We start from the raw sequence: 20,979 nt of genomic DNA, 5'->3' as shown, positions 1-20,979 counted from the left end.
CGGTTCAGACAGGCTTTGCTGTTTTAGCTTATTGCTGTTTTAGCTTATTTAAGAGTTTCTATATTGAAGATAGCTAATAATGGACGGTGCTGGAATAGGTTTACCATTTCACCTTCTTTAAGAAGACAGCGGATTCGGATTTGAAGTGCAACTTTCCGCAACAGAAAAAGGCCAGTATGCGGTAGCATACGGCCTTTCCTGACAAGAAAGATTGCCATGAGCTACACACAACTGACCCAAAGCGAACGATACCACATCCAATACCTATCCCGCCACCACACCGTCACCGAAATCGCCAAACAACTTAACCGCCACAAAAGCACCATCAGCCGCGAAATCAGGCGGCACAGTACACAGGCAAAGCAATACAGTGCTGAAAAAGCCCGGAAACAAAGCCGGCTTACCAAACAACGTAGGCGAAAACCCTATAAGCTCCATTCCCGGATGATTCAACACATCAACACCCTCATCCGCCGCAAGCTCTGCCCCGAGCAGGTGTGCGCCTATCTGCGCAAACACCACCACATCAAGCTCCACCACAGCACCATTTACCGCTATCTGCGCCAAGATAAAAACAACGGCGGCACACTATGGCGGCATCTCAGAAATGCCGGCAAACCCTACTGTAAACAGTACGGCAGCACATGGATCAGAGGAAAAGTACCTAACCGCGTCGGCATAGAAGAGCGGCCCGCAATCGTTGACAAAAAATCCCGCATCGGCGATTGGGAAGCCGACATTATCGTCGGTAAAAAAAGACAAGGCGCATAAAGCAGGAGTGCATACCATTACCGTGGGCAGCGGCAAAGAATTCTACCGACACACCCAAATAGCCCGGGCATTGGAGGCGGAAACCTATTTTTGCCGCCCCCACCATTCTTGGAAGAAAGGACTGAATGAAAATACCAACGGGCTTATTCGCCAATATTTCCCCAAGCAAACCGATTTCCGCAACATCCGCCATCGGCAGATACGTAGGGTTCAAGATGAACTGAGCCATCGGCCAAGAAAAACACTTGGCTATGAAACGCCAAGTGGTTTATTCTTAAAACCTGTTCCAACTACTACCTGAGCGTTGCACTTGAAATTCGAATTTAAGGGGCTTTGTTGTGTTTAGCTCGAACCAATTGAAAAAGGCTACTCACGCTATGCCCGAGCTTAACCCAAATATCTTGAGCTTCAGTAACATTGGGAGATACTCGGAGTAAGCTCGAGTATGAGGGGAAGTTATGCAAATGCCTGTCTGAATGGTTTTCAGACAGGCATTTCAAGATTCAGTCTAAACCTAATGTTATGACAATTTGCCGTGGCATTGCTTGTATTTCAGGCCGCTACCGCAAGGACAGGGTTCGTTGCGGTGAACGATAACACCGCGTGCAGCTAATGCTTCGGGGCTGTAATCGGTTGTATCATTTGGATTGAAGGCGTCGTTAATCAAATCGGATTTGGATTCGCTCAATATGCTTTGCATTTCCGGCGCATCGGCGTGAATTTGGTGGATATCTGATATTTCCGGTGCGTGTGGTTCGGTTTCAGCCACAATATCTTCGTTTTGCTCGACTTGTACGGAAATCAATAGGGCAGCAACGCTTTGTTTGATTGTGTTCCACAAGTTTTGGAACATATTAAATGCTTCGCGTTTGTATTCCTGTTTGGGATTTTTCTGTGCATAGCCGCGCAGATGGATACCTTGACGGAGGTAATCCATGGCTGCAAGATGGTCGCGCCATTGGTTGTCAATGACTTGCAGCAATACGTTGCGTTCGAAACCTTGCATGTTTTGTTCGCCTACCATTTCGGTTTTTTCGGCGTATTCTTTTTCTATCTGCTTGATCAGGCGCTCTTTAACGTCTTCATTTTCCAGTGTGTTATCAGATTTTAGCCAACCCCTGATATCGGCATGTACGCGAAATTCGGTGGCAAGCTGGTGCTCTAACGCCGGGATATCCCATTGCTCTTCCATGCTATTAGGCGGCATGTGCATGTCAACCAAGCCCTCGATAACTTCTTCGCGGATATCCTTAACCATTTGGCTCAGCTCGTTGCTGGTTAGGATTTCATTACGCTGGTTGTAAATCACTTTGCGCTGTTCGTTGGCTACGTCGTCGTATTCGAGGATTTGTTTGCGCATGTCGAAGTTTCGGCCTTCTACTTTGCGCTGCGCACCTTCAATCTGGCGTGTAAGTAGACCGTGTTCGATGGCTACGCCGCGTTCGGGGGCGAGTCGGTTTAAGATGGCGGCGGCGCGGTCTAGAGCAAACAGACGAAGCAACGGATCTTCAAACGATAGGTAAAAACGGCTGGAGCCAGGGTCGCCCTGACGGCCGGCACGTCCGCGTAATTGGTTGTCGATACGGCGGCTTTCGTGGCGTTCGGTACCGATAATATGTAAACCGCCGGCATCCAGTACGCGTTGGTTATCGGCCTCCCAACTTTCTTCAAGCGCTTTGATTTTTGCTTCTTTCTCTTCGTTGGAAAGCAGCTCGTCGGCTCGGATGGCATCACTTTGGTGTTTGACGTTGCCTCCTAATACGATATCCGTACCCCGGCCGGCCATATTTGTGGCCACGGTAATCATGCCCGGTTTGCCGGCTTGGGCAACAATTAGGGCTTCTCGTTGATGTTCTTTGGCATTTAATACATTATGCGGCAAACCGACTTGGTTGAGCAGGTGTGACACCAGCTCGGAGTTTTCGATGGTGGTTGTACCCACCAATACAGGCTGGCCTTTTTCATGGCAGGCTTGGATTTCTTTCATTACGGCTTCGTATTTTTCTTCTATACTGCGGAAAATCTGGTCGTTGTAATCTTTACGTTGGATGGGGCGGTTGGTTGGAATAATCACCGTTTCCAAACCGTAAATGCTTTGGAACTCATAGGCTTCAGTGTCGGCCGTGCCGGTCATGCCGGAGAGTTTTTCGTAAAGACGGAAGTAATTTTGGAAGGTAATTGAGGCAAGGGTTTGATTTTCGCGTTTGATTTCCACGCCTTCTTTGGCTTCAACGGCCTGGTGTAGACCGTCAGACCAGCGGCGGCCATCCATTAGGCGGCCGGTGTGTTCGTCTACGATAACAATTTCACCGTCTTTAATTACATAATGTTGGTCGAGATGAAACAGGCTGTGGGCACGAAGAGCGGCCATTAAGTGGTGCATTAATACAATGCTGGAAGGTGAGTAGAGCGATGCACCCTCTTTCAATAAGCCCATTTCGCTAAGAATACGTTCGGCTTTTTCATGGCCGTTTTCGCTCAGTAAAACGGTGTGCGCTTTTTCATCAACCCAGTAATCGCCGGGGCCTTCTTCAGTTTCCTGGCGATCAAGCAGGGGTGGAACTTGGTTCATGATTTGGTAAAGCTGAACATTGTCATCGGCTTGACCGGAGATGATCAAGGGTGTACGCGCTTCGTCGATCAGAATGGAATCCACTTCGTCGACAACGGCGAAATTTAATTCGCGCTGTACTTTATCATATTGATCGACAACCATATTGTCGCGCAGATAGTCAAAACCGAACTCGTTATTGGTGCCGTATGTGATGTCGGCGCCATAAGCGCTTTGGCGGTAAAATTGCTCTAGGTTGCTTACAATCACGCCGACTGTCAGGCCGAGGAAGTTATAGAGTGGTTCCATGGTGGCTGCGTCGCGGCTGGCTAAATAGTCGTTAACAGTAACTACATGTACGCCTTTTCCAGAGAGTGCATTCAAATATACAGGCAGAGTGCCGACCAGGGTTTTGCCTTCACCGGTGCGCATTTCGGCAATTTTGCCATGATGCAACACCATGCCGCCGATCAGCTGCACATCAAAATGGCGCATACCTAAAACGCGTCGGCTGGCTTCGCGACAAACGGCAAACGCTTCTATCAGAATATCGTCAAGCGTGGCGCCTTCAGACAGGCGTTTTTTGAATTCCGGGGTTTTGGCTTGAAGCTGGGCATCGGAAAGAGCTTGCATTTCCGGCTCGAGCGCATTGATTTTGGCAACGGTTTTACGGTATTGTTTTAACAGGCGGTCGTTTCGGCTGCCAAATACTTTTTTTGCTAAATTAGTGAGCATAATGGTTAATTCCTGAGCCTTTCAAAAAGAAGAAGGCCGTTACCGGCGGCTGCGTCTACATTTTCTATTTATCTATAAGCAAGAGCAGGCACCGTTTGCGGCTCCTCGGCAATAACGGAGTATTTTAACACACGCTATATCATTAAAGTTACAATGCTTGGCGAAATGGCGTTAGATTTAGACAATTTCAAGTATTTTAACCAACATGGATCTTGATCAACTCGGCAAACGTGATAACCGGCTGGCCAGTTTGCTTGCTCAGGCGCAGCAATGGCAGCGGCTTGATCGTGCAATAAAAAAGCTTTTGCCGCCTAATCTACACGGTTATACGCAAATAGCATGTATTGATGCGGAAGGCTGCCTGATTATTCTGGCTGCGAACAATATGGCTTTGAGCCGCTTACGGATGATTGCGCCAGGTTTGTTGACGCAGATGCAGCATGTAGATGGGCGTATTACAAGCGTTCGGATTAAAGCTACACCGAAGCCTGAGAAACCAGTCAAACAAAATATGCTGACTTTGAGCGAACATGCGCTTGATGCGTTTGATGATTCTGCCGAACGTGTGGCGCATCATCCTGATTTGGCAGCGGCTTTGCGTAAATTGGTTAATAAACGCCGATAGCTGTATTTGTTGCCACTGATAAAGTTTGATTTAAAGCAAAGTAAAAAGCAGGTGAAGTCTGCATACTTGATTTTTGTTAAACATTCATTTTTTATTCTACTAATAACTGAGTGAGGAAAGTTATATGAAAGCTTATTTAGCATTGATTTCTGCCGCAGCTTTGGCATTGAGTGCATGTTCTCAAGAGGCTGCCAAACCTGCCGAGCAAGTATCTGCGCCCGCCGCTTCGGCTCCGGCCGCCGAAGGTGCTTCCGAGGTGGTTGCCGCAGAAAAAGTTGATCCGGCCAGCGTGCCCGCCGAGTGTAGCGTTGTGGTAGAAACCGGCGATCAGATGAAATACAACACCAACCAGATTTCCGTGAAAAAATCATGCGAAACATTTAAAGTAACTCTGAAACATACGGGCTCTATGCCGGTTACCAGCATGGGTCACAACATTGTGATTACCAAAGCGGATGACGCTTCTGCCGTGGCTAACGAAGGTAGCGGAGCCGGCCCTGATTCCGGTTATTTGAAAGCCGATAATCCTGCTATTATTGCCCACACCGACATGATTGGCGGAGGTCAGGAAGCCAGCTTGGCGTTTAAAACCAGCCAGCTTGATCCGAACGGCAGCTATAAATTTTTCTGCACCTTCCCGGCGCATTTCTCTGTAATGCAGGGTGATGTAAAACTGGTTGATTAAGTTTTACAGCTAGGAGCTTAATAGGCGCGCCAATTTGTGTTGATGTGTCAAGTTTATTGGCAATAGTGCTTATTATAAAAGCCTGCCTGAATTATTCAGGCAGGCTTTTTGCAGTCTTATGTTATGATTTAGTTTTTACATTAATGCCTGTCTGAAAAAATGAAACTGATCCAACTGAACCGTTATCCGGTTAAATCCATGGGTGCGAATACATTAAGTGAATCCAAGGTAATGGCAAAAGGTTTGCTGCACGATAGGGAATGGCTGATTGCTTCGCCGCAAGGAAACATGATTACGGCAAGAAAATTCCCGCAAATGCTGCTTTGGCGTGTTTGGGCGGAGCATGATTCAGTTACCTTAACCGCACCTGACGGCAGCAGCCGAACCGTACATATTGATGAGATGAACCGGCAGGCGGATGCCACCGTGTGGCGTGATTCTTTTGCTGCATATTGCGGCAGCGATGCCACCGATGCCTGGTTGAGTGAAAAATTGGGTGTGGACGCCCGCATTTATTGGTTGGGTAAGGAAAGCCGCCGCATATTGGCGCATACGCAAACGCCGTTATCATTTGCCGACGGTGCGCCTTTTTTACTGGCGAATACGGCATCTTTGCAAAGCCTGAATGGAGACTTGGAAAAATCGGTAGAAATTGAGCGTTTTCGCGCCAATTTTGTGGTGGACGGGCTGGAGGCTTATGAAGAAGAGCATTGGCAGCGCATACGCATCGGCGAAGTAACATTCGAGAATTTCAAGCCTTGTGTGCGCTGCGTGATGGTAACAGTGGATTTGCAGACCGGAAAGAAAGATCCGTTTCAAGAGCCGCTTTCTACTTTAGCTGTAGGCCGAAAAGCCATCTTTGGCGTGAATCTGGTCGCTTTGAATGAAGGAACTGTTAGGATTGGTGATGAGATTGAAGTGTTGTCTTGGTTGTGAACCGGCTATGAATGCCTGTCTGAAAATAAAAACCGCTGATATAGATTGCTTTTTTGTTTTCAGACAGGCATAAATTTTAATTGCTGAGTTTGTACAGCAGGATTACATTTTGAATGATTCAGACCCGTCATGATAACGGTGTTTGTGGCCTTTGGTATGGATTGCCAGCACGTTGCCGTTATCCGCATCAACAATCACATCGTGCTTCAGGCCGTTGGCCAGCACTTCCACCTCATAATGGCCGCCGGTGTGGTAATCGTATTCAAACTCCACTTCTTTGGCATAACCGCCGGTACGGGCCACGGCATTGGCGGCTGCTTCTTTACCTGTAATGGGGGAGAGCAAGCCGAAAGAAAAAGCAGCAATAAACGCGCCGGCGATAACCGACAAGACTGTAAAAAAGGCTAAACCGTTAAGTATTTTGCGTGTGGTAATCATGGGTACTCCCCTAACAGGATTTGATTCAGGATAAGAGGCATATTAAAAGCAAAGAGTTAGTGGAAAATTAGGAAGAGAAAGAAAAGGCTGTCTGAAGATATTTTTCAGACAGCCTTATTTTTAGTTATGCCGGCAAACAGGAAAAGATCTTAGGCACAGTGTTTTCAGCCCGCTGCGTCGTAAACCGCACGCACGGTTTCGCCGATGGCAGCGATGCCTTTGCGCAATGTTTCTTCGTCTTGCGCGATGCTCATGCGGATGCATTCGTGTGCGTGGCGGTAGTTTTCGGTGTTTAAGCCGACGAAGAAGTGTTCGCTCGGAATAATCAGCGTGCCGGCGGCTTTCAGGCGTTCGTAGAGTTCTTGCGAGGAAACCGGCAGCCCTTCAAACCACAACCACAGGAAAATCGCGCCTTCGGGTTTGTGGATTTTCATCGGATAGCCGGCCAGCTCTTTTTTCAACAGCGATACGGCAAGGGCGGCCTGCTTGCGGTAAAACGGCTGCACAACGGTGTCGGACAAGGTTTTCAGACGGCCGTCGCGCAGCAGCGGCGTGGCAACGGCGGCACCGAAACGCGTGGGCGCGAGGTTCACAATCGCGTTCAGGGCGGTCACGGCTTTTACCACTTCGGGGCTGGCAACGATGATACCGGTGCGCACGCCGGGCAGGCCGATTTTGGACAGGCTGAAGCAGAGGATGATGTTGTCGTGCCAAGTCAGCGTGGCTTTGCTGTAAATGATGTTGGGGAAAGGCATGCCGTAGGCGTTGTCGATGATCAGCGGAATGCCGTGCGCTTGGGCCAGCTTGTCGAGACGCGCCATTTCGTCGTCGGTGAGCACGTTGCCGGTGGGATTGGTGGGGCGCGAACAGCAGACGGCACCGATTTTGCCGGCTTTCAGTTCGGGCAGGTTTTCCAGTGCGTCAAAATCGACGCGGTATTTGTAGAAGCCGCTCTCGCCTTCGTGCTCCACTTCTTCGATATGCGGCGCAACGGAGATGAAATGTTTGCCTTCCACATGCGCGTCGGCATAACCGACGTATTCGGGTGCGAGCGGCAGCAGAATGGATTTATCTGTGCTGCCGCCGTTTTCGTCGAAACGTCCGCCGAAAAGGTTGAACAGATAGAAAAAAGCGTTTTGCGAACCGTTGGTTAACACGATGTTGTCCGCCGTAATGCCCCAGCCGTATTCGCGGTTGAAAAATTCAACCAGCGTGTCGATAAACACCGCATCGCCCTGCGGGGTGGAATAGTTGCCTATGCTTTCTACGGCAGCCTCATTATCAACCAATTCTTGCAGCACTTGCTTGTAAATGCGGTTAATTTCGCCGATACGCGCAGGATTGCCGCCGCCAAGCATGTTGACGGGTTTGTCGCTGTTGAGCGCTTTGCCCAAATCGTCCATCAATTGCAGGATGCCGCTGTTGCGGGTGAATTTTTGGCCGAAGGCTGAAAACTGCATGGCGAGGTTCCTTTTTTATATCGAAATGAAAAGATTATAACCCTGTCTGCCGTTTTTCTACATAAAGAATAACGATTTAAGCATGTGAAATTTTAACGGTGCGCATGGTCGGGATGTTGCCTGCGGTGATGGAGCAAAAATATTTTCCAATAAAAAACGCGTACTTGGGTAATTGCCCCAGATCAGGTTAACCTTAAATTCTTTGCCATTGTTGAAAATAATTATCATTATTGATAATATGCCCGTCGCAGCAATTTAATAATGAAGGCAACTGCTGCTCACCCATTTTTAAACTACATTATTCAGGAGAATACTTATGCGCCGTTTATTAACAACCGTGTGCGTGCTTTTTGCCGCCGCTGCGGCTTCACCCGCTTATGCGAAATTTAAAGTAGTAACCACGTTTACCGTGATTCAAGATATCGCGCAGAATGTGGCAGGCGATGCGGCAACGGTGGAATCGATTACCAAGCCGGGAGCAGAAATTCACGACTATCAACCCACGCCGCAAGATATCGCCAAAGCGCAGTCGGCCGATTTGGTGCTGTGGAACGGTATGAATCTGGAGCGTTGGTTTGAACGCTTTTTCCAAAATGTGAAAAACAAACCGGCGGTGGTGGTAACCAAAGGCATCACGCCGATGTCGATTCATGAAGGGCCTTACAAAGGCATGCCTAACCCACACGCTTGGATGTCGACCAGCAATGCGCTGGTTTATATTGAAAACATTAAAAACGCTTTGGCGAAACACGACCCGAAAAATGCGGCGGTGTACGCCAAAAATGCAGCGGCATACAGCAGCAAAATCAAACAGCTCGACAAACCTTTGCGCGCCAAGCTGATGCAGGTGCCGCAAAACCAGCGTTTCTTGGTGAGCAGCGAAGGCGCGTTCAGCTATCTGGCGAAAGACTACGGTTTCAAAGAAGTGTATCTGTGGCCGATTAATGCCGAACAGCAAGGCACGCCGCAACAGGTGCGCAAAGTGATTGATGTGGTTCGCAAAAACAAAATTCCGGTGGTGTTCAGCGAAAGCACCATTTCTCCCAAGCCGATGAAACAGGTGGCCAAGGAAACCGGAGCCAAATACGGCGGCGTATTGTATGTGGATTCGCTGTCTGCCAAAAACGGGCCGGTGCCGACTTACACCGACTTGCTTAATACCACTGTTTCCACGATTGTGAAAGGATTCGGAAAATAATGATGCCCCAAACCGCTGCTTCGATTCATGTTGACGACGTTACCGTCCGCTACAACAACGGCCACATTGCCATCCATGACTTTTCGCTGGATTTGGAAGGAGGCATGACCTGCGCGCTGGTCGGCGTGAACGGCAGCGGCAAATCTACTTTATTTAAAAGCCTGATGGGCTTGCTCAAGCCGCGCAAAGGCGATATCCGCCTGTGCGGCCTGCCCATCGCAAAAGCGTTGCAGAGCAATCTTGTATCTTATGTGCCGCAAAGCGAAGAAGTTGACTGGCAGTTTCCCGTTTCGGTTTACGACGTGGTGATGCAGGGGCGTTACGGCTATATGAACTTTTTGCGTATCCCGGGTAAAACGGACAAAGAGAAAGTTCAGACGGCCATGGAGCGTGTCGATATCGCCCATCTTGCCGGGCGGCAAATCGGCGAGCTTTCCGGCGGCCAGAAAAAACGCGTTTTCCTTGCCCGCGCGCTGGCGCAAGACAGCAAGGTGATTCTGCTGGACGAACCGTTTACAGGCGTGGATGTAAAAACCGAAAACATGATTATGGATCTTCTGGGGCAGCTGCGTGCGGAAGGCCGTCTGATTTTGGTATCGACACACAATCTGGGCGTGGTGCCCGATTTTTGTGATCGGGTGGTGATGATCAACCGCACCGTGCTGGCGGCGGGTACGACCGAATCGACATTCAACCAGCATAATCTCGAACATGCCTTCGGCGGTGTGTTGCGCCACTTCCAACTCGCCGGCAGCGATTTGCATGATGATGAAGACAAACGCGCCGTAACGGTATTGACCGACGACGAACGCCCGGCCGTGTTCTACGGCAAAACCAAAACCGATCCGCCCACAGCTACGCCCAAATGCGGCTGCAACTGTGAAGAAGAAACGGCACAAACGCAAACCGAAAACGGCAAAGAGGGCTGAACCATGCTGGAAGTATTACTGGAACCGTTTTCCTACGAATATATGGTAAAAGCCGTGGTCATCAGTGCCGTAGTAGGCGGGATATGCGCGTTTTTATCGGCTTATCTGATGCTCAAAGGCTGGTCTTTAATCGGCGATGCCTTGTCGCATTCGGTGGTGCCCGGCGTGGCCATCACTTATTCGCTTTCGCTGCCTTATTCGGTAGGGGCTTTTATTTCGGGCATCTTGGCAGCATTGGCGATTTTGTGGATTAAAGCAGTCAGCAAATTGAAAGAAGACGCCATTATCGGCTTTATTTTCACTACATTTTTCGCGCTCGGCCTGTTTATCGTTTCCATCAATCCCACCGCCGTTAATGTGCAGGAAATCGTGTTGGGCAATATTTTGGGCATTGCCGACGAAGATGTTTTTCAGGTAGGCATCATCATGGCGGTGTGTTTGGCCTTTTTATTGCTGTTTTGGAAAAACCTGCTGCTGGTGTTTTTCGACGAAACACAGGCTGTTGCCGTGGGATTGTCGCCGCTGCGCTATAAAATCCTGTTTTTCACCCTGCTCAGTGCCTGCGTGGTGGCCGCGCTGCAAACCGTGGGTGCGGTGTTGGTGATTGCCATGGTAATTACCCCGGGTGCCACCGCTTTTCTGCTCACCAACAAATTCAGCAAGCTGGTGGGCATTGCCGTGGCGTTGGGCTTTTTTACCGGCGGCATCGGCGCGTATGCCAGCTATTTTCTCGACGGGGCAACCGGCGGCATCATCGTTTGCCTGCAAACGGCGTTTTTTCTGCTGGCTTTTATCTTTGCGCCCAAATACGGCCTATTGAAACAAAAACAAGCCGCAGCAGTTCGGGGAGAGGCGGAACATGTCTGACATCATCAATTGGTTTGTCGAACCGCTGTCTTTGCCTTTTATGCAATATGCGCTGCTTACTGCGCTGATCGTGTCGGCGGTATGCGGAATTTTGTCCTGCTATCTGGTGCTCAAAGGCTGGTCGCTGATGGGCGATGCCATTTCCCATGCCGTGCTGCCCGGCATCATTGTTGCTTTTGTAACCGGCATTCCGCTGGTGGTGGGCGCATTTGTTTCAGGGTTGGCTTGCGCCGTGGGGGTGGGCTATTTGAAAAACAACAGCCGTCTGAAAGAAGATACGGTGATGGGCATCGTGTTTTCGGGCATGTTTGCTTTCGGTTTGGTTTTATTTACCAAAGTGGAAACCGATCAGCACCTGACGCATATCTTGTTCGGCAACATCCTCGGCGTGAGCTATGAAGAGCTGATCCGCACGCTGATTATCTGCACCATCGTTTTCGCGGTGGTGATGCTGAAGAAAAGGGACTTAATGCTGTATTGTTTCGACCCCGTGCAAGCACGCATCGTCGGCTTGCCGCCCCGAATCCTCCACTACGGCTTACTGATTCTGCTGGCACTGACCATTATCAGTGCGATACAGGTTGCAGGCGTGGTATTGGTAATTGCCATGCTGATCTCGCCCGGCATTACCGCCTCCCTGCTGACCCACCGTTTCGACCGCATGATGGTTATCGTGGTGGTGTGCTCCGTTGTTACCGGTTTGGCCGGCACAATACTGAGCTACCATCTCGATGCCGCCACCGGACCGGTGATTATTTTGTTGCAGGCGGCACTGTTTTTGTGTGCGTTGGGGTATTCCAAATTGCGGGAGAGTTTATAGCTGTTTGGCAGAATGAAGTGAATAACAGAGGCCGTCTGAAAAATACTTTTCAGACGGCCTCTTCGCAAGTAAAAGGCGGGCATTTTTGCCCGCCTTTTACTTGTGACTGTTTCAAACAATTTGTCTCTGAAACTGGATTGACGCTTGTCATTTTTAAAAGTTTAGTCTTTCAACACCAAAACTGCTTCTGCTTCTACTTGAACACCTTTCGGCAAGGCTGCTACGCCGATTGCTGCCCGCGCAGGAAAAGGCTGGCTGAAATACTGGGACATGATTTCATTGAATGTAGCAAAATTCCCAAGGTCGGTAAGGTAAGCATTCAGCTTAACAATATCATCAAGCGAACCGCCGGCTGCTTCGGCAACCGCCTTCAGATTTTTGAATACTTGATGGGTTTCGGCAGCAAAATCTCCATTGCCTACAATGGTCATGGTGGCGGGATCAAGTGGAATTTGACCGCTCATGTATACGGTATTACCGGTGCGGACGGCTTGGCTGTATGCACCAATAGCGGCAGGTGCAAGGTTAGTATGAATAACATTTTTTGTCATGGCATCTCCTTTGCGGCAGATTGTTTAAATCAGGAATGTTAGCAGAGCCGGCGTTTTTCGCAAACCGTTCAGCAATTGTAGAGGATGTTTTGAGTTGCCAGAATGTAATTGGAATGAAAAATAAAGGTGGTTTGCTATCGTTTAATGCCTGTCTGAAAAGTATTTCAGACAGGCATTCCTATTATTTTATTGCCGATTATCTGCCGCTATACCCGCGCTTGGTTCAGTGCATTAAAGCTTATGCCTGCCGTATGGTTTGTGATAGTTCTTTGTTATGTGTTGCTTTTCTGCAAAGCAATGTAAAAAAATATTTGCTCATGAAACTTGATTAATGTATATTATTTATTCAATTTTAGTAAATAATAATTATTTTTATTAATTGAAATATTTGATTAATTGTTAATTTTGAAGTGTAAATATCTGGATTGTTTGAAATGATAAAAACTCACTTATTACCTATAGCCGCTATGGTGGGAATTGCATTCAATGTACCTGCCTATGCCGATACGGTTGAAGCTACGGATAACCAAGCTGAAGCCACGGAAGTGGAAGCGGTAACTGTAAAAGGAAAGCGTCAAGGGCAGGCAACGACCGAGCGTAAAACCCGCGAAGATATCGATAACGAGATGATTCGAGACACCCGCGATTTGATGCGTTACTCCACCGATGTCGGTATTTCTGATAATGGCCGGCATCTGAAAGGCTTTGCAATGCGCGGTGTAGAAGGCAACCGCGTAGGCGTGAGTGTGGATGGCGTGAGCTTGCCTGATTTTCAGGAAAACTCGCTTTATTCCCGCTATGGTAATTTTAACTCTTCGCGTTTAACGGTTGATTCGGAGTTGGTTAACAATATTGATGTTGTAAAGGGTTCCGATTCTTTCAATTCGGGTAGCGGTTATTTGGGCGGCGGTGTCAATTACCGTACCTTAGGTGCAGAAGATATCGTGTTGCCGGAGAATAGTTTCGGTACAATGATTCGGGGTACTTACTCTACCAAAAACCGTGAATGGGTAAAAACCATAGGAGCGGGTTTTCTTAGTGAAAAAGCAGATGCAGTTGTGTTGTATTCGCACCGCTATGGCCATGAACTCAAAAGCCGGGGCTACGGCCCTGCTACTTATGGAAGCGACAGCGGCGTACCCGATCCCGCTACGCACCGTTATAACAGCTATCTTGCAAAATTCGGTTATCAGTTTAATGATAACCACCGGGCAGGCATTTCTTTCAACGGTCAGCATGGAAGCAATTATGTTGATGAGCGCTCCTATGCGCTTTCAGGATGGCGTGAGGCAGATGACACTCACAAAAGAGCGAATGCAAACGTATATTATGAGTACCAGCCGAATTCCGGTTATTTGGCTTTCCTCAGGACGGAAGCAGACTATTCTAAAACGGAAGTAGGAGCTTTGACGCACAATGGTTCTTTTGTGCGTAATAGTAATTTGGATGCTATTGGCAAGGAAGAGCCGTTCGAAAATAAAAATCGCAAAATGCATACCCAATTCAAACGCATTGCTTTGCGCATGGACAGTCAGCCTTTCGATTTTTTGGGTAGCCACACATTGAGGTTTAAAACATTTGTGGCGAGAAACGATTTTCAGAACAGAAACCACGATACCAACAAGTTTGGTTTGGATAAAAGATACAGCATTCAGAATCCAAGCAAAACCACACAATACGGTTTCTCATTGTTGGACAATATTACTTGGAACGACACGTTTTCCGGTCATCTCGGAATACGCTACGATCATACCCGCGTGAAGCCCTTGGCGTTTATTTTACCTTGCCACACTTGCAATCGGGAGCCTCTTTCCGCCACTACATTCACAGGTTGGGGCGGCACTTTCGGCTTGAATGCACAGGTGAATCAAACTTGGCGTACCGGATATCATTTAGCCAGCGGCTATCGAGTACCTACTGCATCAGAAATGTATTTTTCTTTTGAAAATTACGCAGGTACTTGGCGTCAAAACCCGAATTTGAAAGCTGAACGCAGCTTCACTCATACCTTATTTTGGGAGGGAAAGAACGATAAAGGTGCGTTGGATGTAAATCTATATCAAACCAATTATCGTAATTTCTTGTTTGAACAGGAAAATATTGTAGAAAATACTAACCCTTATTGTGATGATTATTTTGAATCTTTGGGGTTTTGTACTAAGACTATACCAACACCTGTTCAGCAAATGGTTAATTTGGATAAGGCCAAAGTTCGCGGCATTGAAGTGAAAGGCCAATTGAATCTAGGTGAGTGGATGCCCGCTGTTAGAGGATTGAAATTTGTTGGAGGTTTGGGATACAGCAGAGGTAAGCTATCCAACGGTGCCAGTTTGTTGTCAATTCAACCTTTAAAAGGCATTGTGGGTTTGGATTATGAACAGCCGGATGGCAAATGGGGCATCTTTAACCGTTTAACCTATACCCGCGCGAAAAAGCCGGAAGATACCAAATATTGGAAACACCAATATAATTTGCAAACTAGAAGCTATAACGATCCTGAGCTTTTAACCTATAAATGGTTGAACAAATCAGCAGCGGTATTTGATGTTTACGGCTATATACGTCCCAACAAAAATTTGATAGTACGTGCCGGTGTTTATAACGTTTTCAATCGGAAATATAACGTTTGGGATACTATGCGCGGTTTGAATGAAATTAGCCCGAGTACAACGAATACCGTAGATGACGCAGGTAAAGGCCTTGAGCGCTTCCATGCGCCTGGTCGTAACTATGCGATATCTTTGGAATACAAATTCTGATGATACATTCGGCTGATGTGTAAGCCACAGGCAGGATTTTCAGACAGGCATTCTTTACATGCCTGTCTGAAAACCGCTTTATGTAAACATGTTAGATTCAGATAAATAGTATTTTAATAATTAATAATAAGGAAATAACTATGACTAACGAAGCCAAAACTTTTGCCGAAAGATTAAAAGAAGATACCCGTATTACCCACGATAGCGTGGATAATCTGGTCATGTCGGTAAAACCTTTTGCAGACACGGAAAACTATATCAAATTTCTTAATCTTCAATCAGTATTCCACAAAATTGTAGATGATATTTACAAAGATTCCGAATTAAATAAATCCATTCCCGATTTAGCAGGTATGGCTCGCTATGATGCCGTTGTGCAGGATTTGGCGGATTTAGATCGTGAAGCATATATTTACCCGGGCGAATTGCCTAAACCTGAGGGCAACAAAGCCGTGGGTTGGTTATATTGCGCGGAAGGTTCTAACCTGGGCGCGGCATTCTTATTTAAAGATGCTAAAGAGAAATTAGGTTTTGACGAGCATCGCGGAGCACGTCATTTAGATGCCCACCCTGATGGTCGCGGTAAACACTGGCGTGAATTCCGTGAGCATCTGAATAAACTGGGTTTGAGTGAAACCGCCCAAGCCGAAGCGATTGAAGGTGCCCGTGAAGCCTTTGCTTTCTACAAAGTAATTCTGCGTGAAATCTTCGGTTTACAGGCAGGTGCGGAAGCTCCGGTTCAAGCTTAATCCGTATGCAACTTTCGAAAAACCGAAAGTGGATTTGGACTGGTAAAAAGCGCCAAAGGCTTGTTATGTAAAGCTTCTGGCGCTTTTTCCCTGCCTAAGTGTCTATCAAACTAAAAAACCATGCCAAGCAGGCAAGGATATGCGATAATTTACAGGATTTTCACTACACAAATTTTCATACGAGAACGATATGTCAGACGAAAAAAGCAAAGCCCTTGCTGCCGCGCTCGCGCAAATTGAAAAGAATTTCGGTAAAGGTTCCATTATGAAGATGGATGGCAGCCATCAAGACGAAAACCTTGAAGTTATTTCCACCGGATCGCTCGGCCTTGATTTGGCCTTAGGTGTAGGCGGTTTGCCGCGCGGCCGGATTGTAGAAATCTACGGCCCGGAATCTTCAGGCAAAACCACGCTTTGTTTGGAAACTATCGCGCAATGTCAGAAAAATGGCGGCGTTTGCGCATTTATTGATGCGGAAAACGCGTTTGACCCGATTTATGCCCGCAAGCTTGGTGTAAAAGTGGAAGACTTGCTGGTTTCTCAACCGGATACGGGCGAACAGGCTTTAGAAATCTGCGATATGCTGGTGCGCAGCGGCGGCGTAGATATGGTGGTTATCGACTCCGTAGCTGCATTGGTTCCGAAAGCTGAAATTGAAGGCGAAATGGGCGACAGCCATGTAGGCCTGCACGCCCGCTTAATGAGCCAGGCTTTGCGCAAACTGACTGGTCATATCAAAAAAAACAATACGCTTGTGGTATTCATCAACCAAATCCGCATGAAAATCGGCGTGATGTTCGGTAGCCCTGAAACCACTACCGGCGGTAATGCGCTGAAGTTCTATGCTTCCGTTCGCCTTGATATCCGCCGCACCGGCCAGATTAAAAAAGGTGAAGACATTTTGGGCAACGAAACCAAAGTGAAAGTGATCAAAAACAAAGTGGCTCCGCCTTTCCGCCAAGCTGAATTTGATATTATGTACGGCGAAGGCGTAAGCTGGGAAGGCGAACTGATTGATTTGGGCGTGAAATATGATATTGTTGAAAAATCAGGTGCTTGGTATTCATATAATGGCGCCAAAATCGGCCAGGGCAAAGACAATGTGCGCATTTGGTTGAAGGAAAATCCTGAAGTTGCCAACGAAATTGACCGCAAAATCCGTGAAAAAGCCGGAACAACCGTACAGATTACGGAAGGTAAATTAGATGAAACTGATGGCGAAGAGCCGGAAGAATAATCTTTTCATGATCTTGTAACAATGCCTGTCTGAAACTTATTTTTCAGACAGGCATTGTTTTTCGTGGTCGTTTCATTTATAGAGCAAATAAACTTAACTTTTGCTACGGCGTTGTTGTGCCTTGCTTGTTTTCGACTTGCTGCTTTATATTAATGTAATTTGATTGGTTATACATTAGGTCGAAAAAGTTCTTTTCAGACAGGCATGATATTGTGCTTGTTCAGAAGCTCCACGATAAAAAAGCCTTCTAAATGCGTAAGCTTTTAGAAGGCTTTATGTATTTTATTCTAAGAGTGAATCTTAAAAGGGAATATCGTCATCAATGTCGTCAACCGGCGTCACAGGTGCTGCGGGCGTTTGGCGGCGGGGTGCAGCAGGTGGTTCTGCGGCGGCGGGTTGTTGATAAGCGGCAGGCTGGGCTGATTGCTGATAGGTACCTTGATAGCCGCTGTCATCATATGGAGCGCTGCCACCGCTGTCTCGACTGCCGAGCATTTTCATTTCGTTGGCAATGATGTCGTAGGCAGTGCGTTCAATACCGGTTTTGTCGGTGTATTTTCGGCTTTGGATGCGGCCCTCAATATAAACTTGGCTGCCTTTTTTCAAATATTGGCCGGCGATTTCTGCCAAGCGGCGGTACATGGTAATGTTGTGCCATTCGGTACGTTCAACACGCTGGCCTGTTTGGCGGTCGTTCCATGTTTCGCTGGTGGCAACGGAAAAATTGGCCACTGCTTCGCCGTTGGGCATATAGCGTACTTCGGGATCGCGGCCCAAGCGGCCGATGAGAATTACTTTATTTAATGACATTATTCTGCTCCTGAAATGATTTTTTTCGCACCTTCTTCGTCAAAGCCTTTCTGTAAAGCTTTAATAAATATTGTTTCGCCGTCTGCACTGAAGCTGATGCGTTCGATTCCTGAAATAGGTTGTAAAGCTGTTTTTAAATCTTGCTGGCGATTGATCCACAATCTACCTACCTTAAAGCTGACATTTTTAACCGGCTTTGGGGCCGGTGCAGACAAGGCTATGGTAAACCATAAAATCATCAATGCGCTGCAAAAGATAAATACGCCGGTATAGCCTGATTGGTGAAACAGTAAACCGCCTACGGCACCTCCGACAAATAGGGCGATGGATTGTAGGGTATTATAAACCCCCACTGCGGTGCCTTTGAGTTCGCTTGGTGCAATTTTAGAAACCAGCGAAGGCATACTGGCTTCAAGAATATTGAAACCGATAAAATAGAATACCAACCACAATCCGATCAGCCATAAGGAATTTAAGCCGAATAAAAGCCCGATTTGCGAGAGGATGATCAAGCCGATGCCAAGCAGGAAAACCTGCTTTAATTTGTTGCGTGTTTCGCCAATGATGATGGCCGGTACCATCAGAATCAGGCCGATAAGAGTGGCAGGCAGATAGACTTTCCAATGCTGAACTTTGTCCAGCCCTAGTTGGGCCAATGCAAAAGGCAGGGTGGTGAATAATGCCATCAGGCCGGATTGTAAGGCAAAAATGCCGAAGTTTAAACGCAATAGTTGGCCGTTTTTCAATACTTCGGAAATGCGTGCAGGTTGCGCCTCGGCATCTTCGTGCATTTTGGATTGGGTGGGATTAGGCGTCATCCAGGCGACCACACCTATACTTAATAAGGTTAGGGAGCCCATTAGGGTGAAAAGCCCGGGTACGCCGAGAAAACGGGTTAAGACGGGTGATAACACCATGCTGAAAGAAAAGGTTAGGCCTATGCTCAAGCCTATCATCGCCATGGCACGGGTGCGGACTTCTTCGCGTGTTAGGTCGGCAACCAGAGCAGTTACTGCCGCGCTAACTGCTCCGGCGCCTTGTAATGCACGTGCAGCAATCAGCATGGGCAATGATTCTGCCCAGGCAGCGAGAAAGCTGCCTGCGGCAAATACGATTAAGCCGAGATAGATAACTTTTTTGCGGCCGAATTTATCGGATGCCATACCTAAAGGCAGTTGGAATAATGCCTGGGTCAGACCATAGATGCCCATGGCAAGGCCGATTTGCGCTTTGTTTTCCGCATCCGCCAGCTCTGCCGCATGAAGTGCCAATACCGGCAATACAAGAAACATGCCCAACATGCGCAGGGCATAAACCCAAGCCATTGATGTGCTGGCGCGCCATTCTTCCGGATACATGCGGTTTTGTTTTGCTCTTGCCATAATTGTTATGCAGGGCGGATGCCTGTCTGAAAAAGAGATGGCGGGATTATACAACAGCCTTTGATAGGTAGTTTGAAATTATTTTGAAGTGTGCAATTAACCCCATTGCCAGCGGTTACGCCATGCACCGATAACGGCATTGGGGTATTTATTGCTGCCTAAGCTGCCGTTGAAACGGGCAAGCGCACGGGCGATATTGCCGTTTTCACGGTTGCGGTAGTGACGCAGAATGGTGCAGCCGTAGCGCAGGTTGGTGCGGATGTCGAATAGATTGTGAGAAGGCTGCCCGATGTGGTTTTTCCAAAACGGCATAACCTGCATCAAACCGCGTGCGCCGACATTGCTGATGGCATATTGTCGGAACGCGCTTTCTACTTCGATCAGCCCGAGTATCATCTGGGTGTCCAAGCCGGCGCGACTGCTTTCATATTGAATGTTAACCAGCAGGCGTTTACGCTCTTTGGCATCTGGCACAAAACGTGCCAGCCTTGCCGACATATCGTTTAGCCAGCGTTCTCCGTCTTGAGAATTTGAAAACACTAAGCGTGCCGGGTTAACGTTATTGATGGCGCCGCGCATCACGGAGGCAACGTCATCTGAAAGTGTTTCTTCGCGTTGCATACCGGCTAAAGTGGTTTTGGGTATGAACAATGCGGCGGCACCGGCGGCAAGCAGCAAGCGGCGGGTGTGCATGTGGGGCGGAATGAGTTCGGTGTGTTTTTCCATATGTGAATGATGTGTTATATGCTGAAATGCCTGTCTGAAAGTTTTTCAGACAGGCATGATTATAAATGTGTAAGCTTTTGCATCCAAACCGTATTTTCTTGGTTTTACGCTTGGCGGATAATCTGTATTATCTGATGCCTGCTTTTTTTACCGGCTCTACATAGCCGTGGTCGTTGATGCGGATATGGCGGAACAGCCAGCCTTCGAGCAGGTTTAATAACTCTTCACCGATATCGTCGCCGTTTTCAAAACGGTTTTGGTAGGTAGCCATCCGGCTGAGAAAGTTTAGGTGCACTTTTTTATGCTGTTCCAGCAGATGATAGCCTGCTTCTTCCAGCATTTGTTCTTCTTTGTGGAAATGGTCGGTGGTGCAGTCGATCAGTTCTTGCAAGGCTTTGGCGATGAGGTCGCGGTCTTTGGTTTGGTCGGCATCATAGAATTTATTGATACAGTTGATCAGTTGTTGGTGTTGCTCGTCTATATCATCAAAGCCGGTTGCTAAGTCAAGGGTCCATTGTATAAAAGACATAGTTGCTCTCTATTCGTGGTGGTTATTTGTAAATGCTGTTTAGTACAGTGATGTTTGGTTGAATGATAGTTTCAATTATTTGTTTGTATTTTAGGGTGGGAGGCGTTTAAGTTCAAGGTTGCAGTTTAGAGGGTTTGCTTGGATTTGATGCATATCAAGGTTAGTGTTTATCAATGCAATGCCTGTCTGAAAGTACGATTGATTCTGTCAACGGGCTTTCA

The 20,979-nt window shown here is 47.6% G+C and carries 19 protein-coding genes and 1 pseudogene; 12 read left to right on the top strand and 8 right to left on the bottom strand.

The window, feature by feature from the left end; translation table 11 throughout:
* Positions 1-216: 216 nt before the first annotated feature.
* Positions 217-1,085 (top strand): annotated as a pseudogene (locus tag AKG09_RS07965) (IS30 family transposase).
* A 206-nt stretch (positions 1,086-1,291) separates the two neighbouring features.
* On the opposite strand, the gene secA reads toward AKG09_RS07965, so the two are convergent.
* Positions 1,292-4,057, bottom strand: a complete 2,766-nt coding sequence (gene secA / locus AKG09_RS07960) for a preprotein translocase subunit SecA (RefSeq protein ID WP_054618907.1) — start codon at positions 4,055-4,057, stop codon at positions 1,292-1,294.
* A 205-nt stretch (positions 4,058-4,262) separates the two neighbouring features.
* Between secA and AKG09_RS07955 the strand changes: the two genes are divergently transcribed.
* The 3 genes from AKG09_RS07955 to AKG09_RS07945 all read left to right on the top strand — a co-directional run bounded on the left by AKG09_RS07955 (position 4,263) and on the right by AKG09_RS07945 (position 6,303).
* Entirely contained in the window at positions 4,263-4,682 is a 420-nt protein-coding gene (locus AKG09_RS07955) for a DciA family protein (protein ID WP_054618906.1), read from the top strand.
* A gap of 124 nt (positions 4,683-4,806) precedes the next feature.
* Complete coding sequence (azu, locus tag AKG09_RS07950) at positions 4,807-5,367, top strand: azurin (protein ID WP_054618905.1); 561 nt, start codon at positions 4,807-4,809, stop codon at positions 5,365-5,367.
* 159 nt (positions 5,368-5,526) lie between these two features.
* The gene (locus AKG09_RS07945; protein ID WP_054618904.1) at positions 5,527-6,303 is read left to right on the top strand and encodes an MOSC domain-containing protein; all 777 of its coding nucleotides are present in this window, start codon (positions 5,527-5,529) and stop codon (positions 6,301-6,303) included.
* A gap of 102 nt (positions 6,304-6,405) precedes the next feature.
* On the opposite strand, the gene AKG09_RS07940 is transcribed toward AKG09_RS07945, so the two are convergent.
* Together AKG09_RS07940 and AKG09_RS07935 are read right to left on the bottom strand one after the other, a co-directional pair.
* Complete coding sequence (locus tag AKG09_RS07940; protein WP_054618903.1) at positions 6,406-6,741, bottom strand: PepSY domain-containing protein; 336 nt, start codon at positions 6,739-6,741, stop codon at positions 6,406-6,408.
* A 164-nt stretch (positions 6,742-6,905) separates the two neighbouring features.
* Entirely contained in the window at positions 6,906-8,201 is a 1,296-nt protein-coding gene (locus AKG09_RS07935; protein ID WP_054618902.1) for a valine--pyruvate transaminase, read from the bottom strand.
* Between the two features lie 316 nt (positions 8,202-8,517).
* Here AKG09_RS07935 and AKG09_RS07930 point away from each other — a divergent pair, with 316 nt between their 5' ends.
* From AKG09_RS07930 to AKG09_RS07915, 4 genes are read left to right on the top strand one after another with little or no spacing between them, the layout of a single operon-like run.
* A complete protein-coding gene (locus AKG09_RS07930) occupies positions 8,518-9,399 on the top strand; it encodes a metal ABC transporter substrate-binding protein (RefSeq protein ID WP_054618901.1) in 882 nt (293 codons plus the stop codon).
* A complete protein-coding gene (locus AKG09_RS07925) occupies positions 9,399-10,328 on the top strand; it encodes an ATP-binding cassette domain-containing protein (RefSeq protein WP_304437586.1) in 930 nt (309 codons plus the stop codon). The genes AKG09_RS07930 and AKG09_RS07925 overlap by 1 nt, the downstream gene beginning before the upstream one ends.
* 3 nt (positions 10,329-10,331) lie before the next feature.
* Entirely contained in the window at positions 10,332-11,195 is an 864-nt protein-coding gene (locus AKG09_RS07920; RefSeq protein WP_054618900.1) for a metal ABC transporter permease, read from the top strand.
* A complete protein-coding gene (locus AKG09_RS07915) occupies positions 11,188-12,015 on the top strand; it encodes a metal ABC transporter permease (protein ID WP_054618899.1) in 828 nt (275 codons plus the stop codon). Before AKG09_RS07920 ends, AKG09_RS07915 begins: the two co-directional genes overlap by 8 nt.
* Before the next feature lie 161 nt (positions 12,016-12,176).
* On the opposite strand, the gene AKG09_RS07910 is transcribed toward AKG09_RS07915, so the two are convergent.
* Complete coding sequence (locus AKG09_RS07910) at positions 12,177-12,566, bottom strand: RidA family protein (protein ID WP_054618898.1); 390 nt, start codon at positions 12,564-12,566, stop codon at positions 12,177-12,179.
* Here AKG09_RS07910 and AKG09_RS07905 point away from each other — a divergent pair.
* The 4 genes from AKG09_RS07905 (at position 12,560) to recA (ending at position 17,311) form a co-directional block, all read left to right on the top strand.
* A complete protein-coding gene (locus tag AKG09_RS07905; RefSeq protein WP_156320822.1) occupies positions 12,560-12,898 on the top strand; it encodes a hypothetical protein in 339 nt (112 codons plus the stop codon). The two genes, AKG09_RS07910 and AKG09_RS07905, sit on opposite strands and share 7 nt — an antisense overlap.
* Before the next feature lie 102 nt (positions 12,899-13,000).
* A complete protein-coding gene (locus AKG09_RS07900; protein WP_054618896.1) occupies positions 13,001-15,325 on the top strand; it encodes a TonB-dependent hemoglobin/transferrin/lactoferrin family receptor in 2,325 nt (774 codons plus the stop codon).
* Positions 15,326-15,465: 140 nt separating this feature from the next.
* Positions 15,466-16,074 (top strand): biliverdin-producing heme oxygenase, encoded by a 609-nt coding sequence (locus tag AKG09_RS07895; RefSeq protein ID WP_054618895.1) that lies wholly within the window; start codon positions 15,466-15,468, stop codon positions 16,072-16,074.
* A gap of 190 nt (positions 16,075-16,264) precedes the next feature.
* A complete protein-coding gene (gene recA, locus AKG09_RS07890; protein WP_054618894.1) occupies positions 16,265-17,311 on the top strand; it encodes a recombinase RecA in 1,047 nt (348 codons plus the stop codon).
* 300 nt (positions 17,312-17,611) lie between these two features.
* Here recA and AKG09_RS07885 read toward each other — a convergent pair whose 3' ends face one another.
* The 4 genes from AKG09_RS07885 to AKG09_RS07870 form a co-directional block, all read right to left on the bottom strand.
* Positions 17,612-18,121 carry a single-stranded DNA-binding protein gene (locus AKG09_RS07885; protein ID WP_054618893.1) on the bottom strand — a complete coding sequence of 170 codons (510 nt, stop codon included), beginning with the start codon at positions 18,119-18,121 and terminating at the stop codon, positions 17,612-17,614.
* Positions 18,121-19,503: an MFS transporter gene (locus AKG09_RS07880; protein ID WP_054618892.1), complete on the bottom strand. Its 1,383-nt coding sequence runs from the start codon at positions 19,501-19,503 to the stop codon at positions 18,121-18,123. Before AKG09_RS07880 ends, AKG09_RS07885 begins: the two co-directional genes overlap by 1 nt.
* A 96-nt stretch (positions 19,504-19,599) precedes the next feature.
* Positions 19,600-20,229 (bottom strand): lytic transglycosylase domain-containing protein, encoded by a 630-nt coding sequence (locus AKG09_RS07875; RefSeq protein WP_054618891.1) that lies wholly within the window; start codon positions 20,227-20,229, stop codon positions 19,600-19,602.
* 127 nt (positions 20,230-20,356) lie between these two features.
* Positions 20,357-20,758 (bottom strand): bacteriohemerythrin, encoded by a 402-nt coding sequence (locus tag AKG09_RS07870; protein ID WP_054618890.1) that lies wholly within the window; start codon positions 20,756-20,758, stop codon positions 20,357-20,359.
* Between the last annotated feature and the right edge of the window lie 221 nt (positions 20,759-20,979).

This window comes from Neisseria sp. 83E34 (assembly GCF_001308015.1).
GTDB lineage: Bacteria > Pseudomonadota > Gammaproteobacteria > Burkholderiales > Neisseriaceae > Neisseria.
The sequence above is the reverse complement of the archived record's forward strand: the minus strand, read 5'-3'. Positions and strand labels throughout refer to the sequence as shown.